This window comes from Mycobacterium sp. TH-M106, from assembly GCF_057473765.1.
Genome location: NZ_JBYCLE010000266.1, coordinates 1 through 10734 on the forward strand (window position 1 = coordinate 1; position 10734 = coordinate 10734).

At 67.7% G+C, this 10734-nt stretch carries 10 protein-coding genes; 6 read left to right on the forward strand and 4 right to left on the reverse strand.

Going from position 1 to position 10734, the window contains the following annotated elements:
- Positions 1-856: alpha/beta hydrolase (locus AC2VOP_RS09220; RefSeq protein ID WP_486960672.1), on the reverse strand; the 856-nt coding region annotated here is incomplete at its 3' end.
- Between the two features lie 238 nt (positions 857-1094).
- On the opposite strand from AC2VOP_RS09220, the gene AC2VOP_RS09225 reads away from it, so the two are divergent.
- Positions 1095-2594 carry an amino acid permease gene (locus AC2VOP_RS09225; RefSeq protein ID WP_486960673.1) on the forward strand — a complete coding sequence of 500 codons (1500 nt, stop codon included), beginning with the start codon at positions 1095-1097 and terminating at the stop codon, positions 2592-2594.
- On the opposite strand, the gene AC2VOP_RS09230 is transcribed toward AC2VOP_RS09225, so the two are convergent.
- The 3 genes from AC2VOP_RS09230 to AC2VOP_RS09240 form a co-directional block, all read right to left on the reverse strand.
- A complete protein-coding gene (locus AC2VOP_RS09230; protein WP_486960674.1) occupies positions 2591-4036 on the reverse strand; it encodes a PPE family protein in 1446 nt (481 codons plus the stop codon). The two genes, AC2VOP_RS09225 and AC2VOP_RS09230, sit on opposite strands and share 4 nt — an antisense overlap.
- A 152-nt stretch (positions 4037-4188) precedes the next feature.
- Positions 4189-5436, reverse strand: a complete 1248-nt coding sequence (locus AC2VOP_RS09235) for a cupin domain-containing protein (protein WP_486960675.1) — start codon at positions 5434-5436, stop codon at positions 4189-4191.
- 2 nt (positions 5437-5438) lie between these two features.
- Positions 5439-5822 (reverse strand): nitroreductase family deazaflavin-dependent oxidoreductase, encoded by a 384-nt coding sequence (locus tag AC2VOP_RS09240; protein ID WP_486960676.1) that lies wholly within the window; start codon positions 5820-5822, stop codon positions 5439-5441.
- Between the two features lie 64 nt (positions 5823-5886).
- Here AC2VOP_RS09240 and hemL point away from each other — a divergent pair, with 64 nt between their 5' ends.
- From hemL to AC2VOP_RS09265, 5 genes are all read left to right on the forward strand, one after another.
- On the forward strand, positions 5887-7215 hold the full coding sequence (gene hemL / locus AC2VOP_RS09245) for a glutamate-1-semialdehyde 2,1-aminomutase (protein ID WP_486960677.1): 1329 nt from the start codon (positions 5887-5889) through the stop codon (positions 7213-7215).
- Positions 7215-7823: a histidine phosphatase family protein gene (locus AC2VOP_RS09250; RefSeq protein WP_486960678.1), complete on the forward strand. Its 609-nt coding sequence runs from the start codon at positions 7215-7217 to the stop codon at positions 7821-7823. Before hemL ends, AC2VOP_RS09250 begins: the two co-directional genes overlap by 1 nt.
- A 2-nt stretch (positions 7824-7825) precedes the next feature.
- Positions 7826-8464 (forward strand): TlpA disulfide reductase family protein, encoded by a 639-nt coding sequence (locus tag AC2VOP_RS09255; protein WP_486960679.1) that lies wholly within the window; start codon positions 7826-7828, stop codon positions 8462-8464.
- On the forward strand, positions 8461-9240 hold the full coding sequence (locus AC2VOP_RS09260) for a cytochrome c biogenesis CcdA family protein (RefSeq protein ID WP_486960680.1): 780 nt from the start codon (positions 8461-8463) through the stop codon (positions 9238-9240). Before AC2VOP_RS09255 ends, AC2VOP_RS09260 begins: the two co-directional genes overlap by 4 nt.
- A 110-nt stretch (positions 9241-9350) precedes the next feature.
- Positions 9351-10734: cytochrome c biogenesis protein ResB (locus tag AC2VOP_RS09265; protein ID WP_486960681.1), on the forward strand; the 1384-nt coding region annotated here is incomplete at its 3' end.

Consider the following 10734-nt stretch of genomic DNA (forward strand, 5'->3'; position numbering starts at 1 on the left):
GCTCCGACGGCAGGTGCTCGCGCCAGAACGACACGTCGTGCCCACCCGGGTAAAACCCACCGGCCGGCGGCGTGCGCAGTTGCCCGGCGAATTGACGAGTGGCGGGGCAGAAGCGGTCACCGGTGCCGCAGTCCACCCGGATCGGGATCGAGGCCAGTTGCGGTAGCCCGAACACCGAGTTCGTCCGCCAGTCGTCGATACCGTCGAATGCTCCCGGCGTGGCGCCCCAGTACGTCATGAACAACGCGGGGCTGATCGCGCAGATCCCCGCGGTCCGCGCCGCACCGAGGCGGGCACCCAGCAACAGTGCCCCGTACCCGCCCATCGACCAGCCCATGAATCCGACCCGGGAGGTGTCCAGGCCCTTGGTGGACAGCATCGGGATCAGTTCGTCGAGAACCATCGCCCCGGAGTCCTGACCCGATGTTCGGCGATGCCAGTAGGTGTCGCCGCCGTCGACACTGACCACGGCGAATGGAGGCCGGCCCGCCTGTACCAGCTGGGCAAGGCCGTCCTCGATACCCAGATCCATCACTCCGGCCGCGCTACTGCCCCTGCCGTGCAGCGCGATCACCGGCCGCAGTGGCCTGGTCTGGCCTGGCGGCCAGACAATGATCCAGTTGGTTTCGGTGCCGCCGCGAGCCGCGGAGACAAACGAGCCGGACAGGCGAGTCGGCAGCGCGCTGCCTGCCGGCACTGGTTCGAACGGAACGGATGGTGCCGACGGCGGCGATGCCTGGGGCTCAACCGGATTCAGTAACGCGCTGGCCAGGTAGGCGCTTGCCGCGCCGGCGGTCGCGCCGGCACCGATACGCAGTACCGCACGGCGGGTCAACTCGGGCATGGGCTTCATCATCTCGCGCTGAACTGCATTGCCCGCAAAGGCGCGCCGCGGCCCTCATCCGGCGATCCCTGCGGCTGATCGGTCCCGTTCGGTAACGCTGCGATGAGAGTTCGGTAACCGTAGGGCCACGTCACTGCCGTTGACCCCGATCTGAATGCTAGCGTCCGGCCATGTGCGGACACGGAACTCATCGCAAGCACCCCTTGGCCGCCATGCAGCTTCCTCGGTGACTCGCTGAGACGGAGACAGCATGGTTCTCATATCGCAACTGCGCCAAGGGTTGTCGCAGCGTCAGCTGAACATGATCGCCCTCAGCGGTGTGATCGGCGCGGGTTTGTTCGTCGGATCTGGTGTGGTGATCAACACGGCCGGTCCCGCGGCGTTTCTGACCTACGCGATCTGCGGTGCGTTGGTCATCCTGGTCATGCGAATGCTGGGCGAGATGGCTAGCGCCAACCCGTCCACGGGGTCGTTCGCAGATTATGCGCGAAAAGCCTTGGGCGACTGGGCCGGATTCTCGGCTGGCTGGCTGTATTGGTATTTCTCGGTGATCGTGGTCGGTTTCGAGGCCGTCGCCGGCGGCAAAATCATCACCTATTGGATCGGTGCGCCGACATGGTTGGCCGCTTTGATCCTGATGGTGACGATGACCGCCACCAACCTGTTCTCCGTCGCGTCGTTCGGTGAGTTCGAATTCTGGTTCGCGGTGATCAAGGTTTCGTCCATTGTGATATTCCTCGGGCTTGGGGCCACCTTCGTGCTGGGCTTGTGGCCAAGTCACAACATGGATTTTCACAACCTCAACGCACACGGCGGATTCATGCCGAACGGTCTCAGCGGTGTCTTCGCCGCCGTCGTGGTGGTGATGTTCTCCATGATGGGCGCCGAGATCGCCACCATCGCCGCCGCCGAGACCCCCAACCCGCGGCGTGCGGTCCAGCGAGCGACCAACGCGGTGATCGTTCGGATTGCCTTCTTTTTCGTCGGCTCGGTCTTTCTGCTCGTTGTGATCTTGCCGTGGACGGCCGGGGAACTCGGCGCGTCACCCTACGTGGCGGCGTTGAAGGAGATGCAGATCCCGGGTGCCGACCACATCATGAACACGGTCGTGCTGATCGCGGTCTTCTCCTGCCTGAACTCAAGCCTGTACACCGCGTCTCGAATGCTTTTCGTGCTCGCCGCCCAGCAGGAGGCACCGAGCCGGCTGGCCAGACTCAGCTCGCGCGGTGTCCCGCATCTGGCGGTGCTGTTGTCGTCGGTGGTTGGCTTCGCGGGGGTGGTCATGGCGCGGGCAGCCCCCGACACGGCGTTCATCTTCCTGCTCAACTCGTCCGGTGCCGTGGTCCTGTTCGTGTACCTGCTGATCTCGCTGTCGCAGATCGTGCTGCGCCGCCGGACGCCACCGGAGATGTTGCGGGTGAAGATGTGGTTCTTTCCTCTGCTTTCTGTCCTTGCCCTGGCCGGGATCATCGCGGTGCTGGTGCAGATGGCATTCGACGACGCTGCCCGCAGCCAGCTCTGGTTCGGTCTGGTGTCCTGGGGCGTGGTGATCTTGCTGTACTTTGCTGTCAAGCGGTGGCGCGGGTCAGCGGGAACGCTGGACGAACCGTCGAGTGCCCAGCGAGAGCCGATGCCGGTGCTTGCCGCAACTGAGCCGCTGTCGATGGCCGAGGTTTACCACGAGCTGAGACGCGGCGACGCGTTGCCCCGGCTCGGCGTGCAGTTCAGCCCGGTGCCCCAGGGCCGCTAACCCCCGCTAGCCCCGCTCATCCAGGTGCGTGGCAGCAACGGCGCGGTCGACCCGGTGCCGTCGACTACTGCGCTGTGGGCCAGGGTTTTCAACCCGCTGGCCCCAGCTACCCCAGCTACCCCGGCGGCCACCGGCGTGGCGCCCGTCAGCTTGCAGGCTGATGGGCTCCCTTCTTGGTCAGAGTCCAGGTATTCGTAGCGGTAGCTGCGGTCGATCCGTCCCGACCGCCGACGTCGCCGATGCGCACGTTCCCGGGTGGCCGTGCTGGTCGCCGCGGCTGTGGCGCGATCGGGCTGTGCAGCCCTCAGTTCGCTGCGGACGCTCATCGTCGAGGCGGATCCGGTGTCGGGGCCACCGCCCACCAGGTAGGGGTAGATCAGATCGCCGGCACTCTCGGTGCCCACCACCAGTGGCGGCGTCGGCGGCAGGGCGGGCGCGGAGCCGGGAGTGGCCGTGGCCACGGGTGCCAGGGTGGCCGCCGGGGCCGTGGCGGGCAGACCCGGAGCTGCGGTGACGCCGGCGACTGGCGCGGCCGCCGGCGCCATCGTGTCCGGGACGGCAGGCCCCGGGGTGGGGATCTGCGACAGGCCGGCCAGCCCGGACAGCCCCGCGAGGCCGCTCGCGGACGCGGCAGGAAAGACCAGGCCGATCGAGGCCTCCGCCAACGACGTCAGCGGTTGCGAGAGCCCCAGGATCGCTTCGCCTGCCCAGTGCGGGGCAAGCGTCCACAGCACCGGATCGCTCAACAACTTGGTCATCGCCCCGGACGGATTCGACCCGAAGTTCGCCAGATCGCCCTGAACGGCGCTGGCGATTTCGTCTAGTCGGGTCTCCCACCAGCTGAGTTTCCAGACGTTGCCGTTGTCCTGGTTGCTCGCCGCGGTGGCGCCGGGGTGGCGGTCGCGCTGCGGGGTGATGTTGGCTTGCAGGATCGGCGGCGCCGGGCTGGTCTGCGGCGTCGACGCCACAGCGGTGGCCGACACCGTATGGTAGGTCGCCATGGTGGTGGCCGCCTGGATCCACATCCGTACGTAGTCCGCTTCGTTCAGCGTGATCGGGACGGTGTTGATCCCGAAGAAGTTCGTGGCCACCAGCATCGCGTGAACGGCATGGTTGGTAGCCAGTTCGGCCAGCGTCGGCATCGCGGCCAACGCGGTGGTGTAGGCGCCGGCCGCCGTCTCATGCCGGGCGGCCGCTGCCGCGCTGTCGGCGCTGGCCTGCATCAGCCACGCCAGATACGGCACGTTTGCCGCCACATACGACTCCGCGCTGGGCCCCTGCCACGCATCCGCCTGCACCGCAGCCAGCATCGCGCTGAGCTCGTCGGCGATCGCTGCGTATTCGGCGCTTAACGCGTCCCACTCGCCCGCCGCCGCTAGCAGCGATCCCGGCCCCGGACCACTGCTCAACAGCGCTGAATACACCTCCGGTGGCGAAGCCATCCAGATTGACTCCGTCGCCACCAGGGCGCCCTCCCTCTGTACCCGAGTACGGATAACCGCAAATCCAGACGATCCACAGGGTATTCGCTAGAGATACGGATGTCGACACCCATATCTTCCGTATCTGAGCATCCGATTGGTGCAGGTGAGGATCAGCGGTCGGACAGTCGGACCAGAAAGCCACTCACGACCAGGGTTCGGGCCAGCTCTATCTGCTGGGCCGCGGTGAGCCCGGGCAGGTCGCACACCCGAAACGGCTCGGTGCTTCGCGACAGAAACCGCACCGCCGCTTCGTGGTCACCACCGGCGCTGATCAGCAATTGGGCGAACTGCAGGGCAACGCCGCCGGGAACGGTCGTCACCCGGGAATACAGCGGCTGATGCTTGACCACCAGAGTCTGTCCGTCGATTCCGACGGCATTCGAGGTTGGTCCGACCGGTGGGCATCGGCCGCGCCGGACCAGGAGGTCCTCCAGCGCGCCGAGGCCTTCTGCGATGACGCCCGGGTCCTCGGCAATGCTGAGTGCGTCGTGCACGAGGCCGCGTAGGCCGGCACGGATCTCGGGGTCGTCCAGATAGCGCGGCGGCAGCCGGGTGTGGATGCGGTCGTCGCGCAAACTCAGCAGATGCAGCGCATGGGTGACCAGGGTGAGCACCGTCGGCACGTGGATTCCGACGGTCAAGTGCACTGACGGCTCCGCGGTTGTCTCAGCCGCATGGATTCGACCGCGCGGCAGATACAGGACGTCGCCGGCGTCCAGGCGCAGCTCGGTTGCCTTACCCGGCTCGGCTGGCACCGGCAGGTCTTCGGCTGCGACCTCCTGTCGGCGCTGCATCTGATGCGGCGGCACAGTGGTGTCGTCGTAGAAATGCCAGGTCTTGGATCCGTGGATCTGCAGGATCAGCACGTCGTGGTGGTCGTAGTGGGGAAGGAAGCCCGTTGATCCGGATGGCGTGATGTAGGCGTTGACCTGCGTCGGGAAGTTCAGTTCAACCTCGATGGCGTGCGACAGCGAGGTGATGGTGCGGACGTAGCGCTCGAGATTGTCTACGACGATGGTGTAGCCGTCGGCGAAGTCGTGGTGGATCCGGGCGAGGTCGAGGCTGCCGTCGCTGAGCCGGTAGGTGTCGGCCCCCTGGTGTTCGTCGCCTCGCACCAGCCGCACCGCAGTCGGTTCCGGCTGGAGCTGCTCCAAGAGTTGGTCGGCCGCCGACGATCCGGGCAACAGCCGGTCGAAGTAGCCGGGGTCGCGGCGGGTGATGTGGTAATGCGCCAGCGTCCAGATGTCGTCGAGGAAGGCCTGCACCGACAGCGGCGCCAGCAACCAGGCCAGCGAGAACTCGACACCCTCCCCGCGGTCCGCTGTTTCCGCAGTCGGCCAGCGTTGGCAAAACTGCATGATCAACGGGCTTTCGTCAGCAGTACGGCCTGCTCGAACGGCAGCCGCGCGAAGATCGAACGCCAGCCCGTTACCACGTGCGGTGCCGCTTCCGCCCTGGTCGTCACTCTGGGTTCGGTGACGGCGAAGGTTCTGCCGTAGCGCCGCAGCCGCCCGCCGCCCGCCGCGGTGATGTTCTTCAGCCAGTCACGGTTCGGGCCGTAGGTCAGCAGGATCGCCACCCCGTCGTCGGTGCTGAACACACTCAGCGGAGTGTGGTAGACCCTGCCGGAGCTGCGGCCGACGTGCTCGAGGATCCCGAACGTCGGCAGCCAGCCGGCCCACAGCCGTTGGATCGGGTTGGTGACATGCCGGTTGAACCGAGCCAGCCATTGCGGTAGTTGCATGACTGCCATCCAACGCGCGGAGGCGGCTCTGACTCAAGTCTCTCGGGCTGGAACACTGGTGGGCGTGCCGAGCATCGACCAGTCGACCCGCAGCGCACGCACCTCGGCGGCGCTGTTCGACGCCGCTTGTGCGGTCATCCCCGGCGGAGTGAACTCGCCGGCGCGGGCGTTCACGTCGGTGGGTGGCATACCGCGTTTCATTACCGAGGCACACGGCTGCTGGCTCACCGACGCCGACGGCAACCGCTACGTCGACCTGGTCTGTTCGTGGGGGCCGACGATCCTCGGCCATGCCCATCCCGCGGTGGTGGAGGCGGTCCGGCAAGCCGCCGCGCGCGGCCTGTCGTTTGGTGCGCCGACGTCGGCCGAAACCGAGCTGGCAGCCGAGATCATCGCCCGGGTGCCGCCGGTGGGCAAAGTCCGGCTGGTCAACTCCGGTACCGAGGCGACCATGAGCGCGTTGCGGCTGGCCCGCGGCTTCACCGGTCGGGCCAAGGTCGTCAAGTTCTCCGGCTGTTACCACGGCCACGTCGACGCGCTGCTCGCCGACGCCGGTTCCGGAGTGGCCACCCTCGGGCTGCCGTCGTCACCGGGTGTCACCGGCGCGACCGCAGCCGACACGATCGTGTTGCCCTACAACGACATCGACAGTGTGGCAGCAGTATTCGCTCGGTTCGGCGATCAGATCGCCGCCGTCATCACCGAGGCCAGTCCCGGCAACATGGGCGTGGTGCCGCCGGCGCCGGGCTACAACGCCGCGTTACGGGCGATCACCGCCGAACACGGTGCGCTGCTGATCTTCGACGAGGTGATGACGGGATTTCGGGTCAGTGCCAGCGGTTGGCACGGCATCGATCCGGTGGCCGCGGATCTGTTCACCTTCGGCAAGGTGATCAGCGGCGGGCTACCGGCCGCGGCGTTCGGCGGGCGTGCCGAGGCGATGGACCGGCTGGCGCCGCTCGGGCCGGTGTATCAGGCCGGCACGCTGTCCGGAAACCCGGTGGCCACCGCCGCCGGGTTGGCGACGTTGCGCGCCGCCGATTCCGATGTGTACGCCACGCTGGACGTCAACGCGGATCGGCTGGCGGCGTTGCTATCGAGCGAGCTGACGGCTGCCGGTGTGCCGCACCAGATTCCACGTGCAGGCAACATGCTGAGCGTGTTCTTCGCCGAGTGCCCCGTCACCGATTTCGCCGCCGCCCGCGCCAGCCAAACCTGGCGGTATCCGGCGTTTTTCCACGCGTTGCTCGACGCGGGCGTCTACCCGCCGTGCAGCGCGTTCGAAACATGGTTCGTCTCCGATGCCCTCACCGGGGAAGCCTTCGACCGGATCGCCGAGGCGCTGCCCGGGGCGGCTCGAGCCGCCGCCTCTGCGCGGGAGAACAACGCCTGATGGCCGAGCAGACCCGCGTCCATCTCGTGCGCCACGGCGAGGTCGACAACCCGGCCGGCATCCTGTATGGGCGACTGCCGGGGTTTTCATTGTCCGACACCGGAAGAGCGCAAGCCGCCGCTGTCGCCGACGCGCTGGCCGACCGCGATGTCGTCGCGGTGATCGCCTCCCCGCTGCAGCGCGCCCAGGAGACCGCGGCACCGATCGCGGCGCGGCACAATCTGGCGGTCGACACCGACGCCGACCTGATCGAGTCTACGAATGTGTTTGAAGGCAAACGTATTTCGGTCGGCGACGGGGTTTGGCGCGACCCGCGGCTGTGGTGGTATCTGCGCAACCCGTTTACCCCGTCATGGGGCGAGCCGTACACCCGGATCGCGGCGCGGATGGCGACCGCGGTGGACAAGGCGCGCGCCCGCGCAGCCGGCCACGAGGCGGTCTGCGTCAGCCACCAGCTGCCGGTGTGGATGCTGCGGCTGTATCTGACTCACAGGAGGCTCTGGCACTACCCGGGGCGGCGCCAGTGCGCGGTGGCGTCGGTGACATCCCTGACCTACGACGGCGACCGGCTGGTCGGCGTCGAATACCGTGTCCCGGCCGGCGGTTGACGATGCGGACGCCAGTGGTGGTCGGGGCGGCGGGCACAGCGCTGACAGCGCTGATTGCCTGCTGCGCCGGTTGTTCGGTCGGCGACGACGCCGTCACCCGCGGCGGCGGCACGTTCGAGTTCGTCGCCCCCGGCGGCAAGACCGATATCTTCTACGACCCGCCCGACGCCCGTGGCCGCCCCAGTGCGGTCAGCGGCCCCGACCTGATGGACCCGGCACACACCCTGAACGTGGACGGTTTCGCTGGCCAGGTCGTGGTTGTCAACGTCTGGGGGCAGTGGTGCGGGCCGTGTCGCACCGAGATCGGCCAGCTGCAAAAGGTTTACGACGACACTCGCGCCGACGGGGTGGCCTTCCTGGGCATCGACGTCCGTGACTACGACCCGCAAGCTCCGCAGGATTTCGTCAAAGACCGGCATGTGACCTACCCGTCGATCTACGACCCGGCGATGCGCACCATGATCGCGTTCGGTGGCAAGTACCCCTCCTCGGTCATTCCGGCCACCCTGGTGTTGGACCGGCAGCACCGGGTCGCTGCGGTGTTCTTGCGTGAACTGCTCGCCGAAGATCTGCAACCGGTGGTGCAGCGGCTGGCCGCCGAACACGGTGCCGGCGAGCCGATTCCGCCTGGACCGCAATGACCGGGTTCGCGCAGATCGCCGCGTCCGGATCGCTGCTGTTGGCCCTGGCGGTGTCGGTGCTGGCCGGGTTGGTGTCGTTCGCTTCCCCGTGTGTGGTGCCGCTGGTGCCGGGCTACCTGTCGTATCTGGCCGCCTTGGTAGGTGGCGTCGGGGCCTACGAACAGCAGCAGCCGCGCACCGCCAGGTGGCGGGTTGCCGGGTCGGCGGCGCTGTTCGTCGGCGGGTTCACCGCGGTGTTTGTGCTCGGCACTGTCGCCGTACTCGGCATGACCACCACAGTGATCGCCAATCAGGTGCTGCTGCAACGGGTCGGCGGTGCGCTGACCATCCTGATGGGTCTGGTGTTCGTGGGCTTTGTCCCGGCTCTGCAGCGGCAGGTCCGGTTCAGCCCGCGGCAGTTGACTACGGTGGCCGGTGCGCCGCTGCTGGGTGCGGTGTTCGCGCTGGGCTGGACCCCGTGCCTGGGGCCGACGCTGACCGGGGTGATCGCCGTCGCCTCAGCCACCGACGGCGCCAGCGTGGCTCGCGGTGTGGTGTTGGTGATCGCCTACTGCCTGGGCCTGGGGGTCCCGTTCGTGGCGCTGGCGTTCGGATCGGCGGCCGCGGTGACTGGGCTGGGCTGGCTGCGCCGGCATACCCGGGCCATCCAGATCTTCGGTGGTGTGCTGCTGGTCGCCGTCGGTGCCGCACTGCTCACCGGTGGGTGGAACGGCTTCGTGTCCTGGCTGCGCGATGGTCTGTTCTCCCGGGTCTCCGACGTGAGGTTGCCGCTCTAATGGCCCTCATGGCGCGAGCATGCACAAAATCGCACTCGCGAGGCCCGCGCCGTGCGAGTTTGCGCATACTCGCGGCCAGAATCCGCAACCTCTGGCGGGCGCTGACCTCGATGGGCACCGCGTTGGTGCTGTTGTTCCTGCTCGCGCTGGGCGCCATCCCGGGTGCGCTGCTGCCGCAGCGCAACCTCAACGCCGGCAAGGTCGACGAATACCTGGCGCTGCATCCGGTGATCGGTCCCTGGCTGGATCGGGTGCAGGCGTTCGACGTGTTCGCCAGCTTCTGGTTCACCGCCATCTATGTGCTGCTGTTCGTGTCTCTAGTCGGTTGCCTGACACCGCGGATCGTCGAGCACCTGCGGAGCCTGCGCGCTACGCCGGTGCCGGCCCCCCGCAACCTGGTCCGATTGCCTAAGCACGCTAGCGGCCAATTCGTCGGCGAGCCAACGGCGCTCGCGGCGATCATGGCCGGGCAGCTGCACGGCTGGCGCCGCGTCATTCGGGCCAGGTCGCAGGGGGCTGATGCCGGCACCGCGGAGGTGTCGGCCGAAAAAGGTTACCTGCGCGAATTCGGCAACCTGGTCTTTCATTTCGCGCTGCTCGGGCTGCTGGCAGCGGTGGCGACCGGCACGATGTTCGGCTACGAGGGCAACGTGATGGTCGTCGCGGACGGTGGCGCCGGTTTCTGCTCCGCCTCCCCGGCCGCGTTCGACTCGTTTCGCGCCGGCACCACCGTCGACGGCACCTCGCTGCACCCGATCTGCCTTCGGGTCAACGACTTCGCCGCGGACTACCTGCCGTCCGGGCTGGCCATTTCGTACGTGGCGAACATCGACTATCAAACCGGCGACGACCTGGCTCGGGCGCGTTGGCACCCCTACCGGCTGACGGTGAACCACCCGCTACGGACCGGCGGTGATCGGGTGTATCTCCAGGGCCACGGCTATGCACCCACCTTCACTGTGACGTTTCCGGACGGGCAGACCCGCGCGGCGACGGTGCAGTGGCGACCGGACAACCCGTTGACGCTGTTGTCGTCGGGTGCGGTGCGCATCGACCCGCCCGCCGGCCTGTACCCGGATCCCGCTGAACGCCGCCGACAGCAGATCGCGATTCAGGGCTTGTTCGCGCCGACCGAACAGCTCGACGGCACCCTGTTGTCGTCGGCATTCCCCGCACTGGACAATCCCGCCGTGGCTATCGACATCTTCCGCGGCGACGCCGGGCTGGACACCGGGAGGCCGCAGCTGCTGTTCAGCCTGGACTCCCGGCTGATACACCAGGGCCGGTTGGTCAAGGTGCGCCGGACCAACCTGCGGATGGGGGAGCAGGTTCGCCTCGATGACGGCACCACGGTCCGTTTCGACGGTGCCGTACCGTTCATCAACGTGCAGGTATCTCACGACCCCGGCCAGGTCTGGGTGCTGGTGTTCGCCATGACGATGATGGCCGGGCTGGTGGTGTCGCTGGTGGTGCGCCGGCGCCGGGTGTGGATCC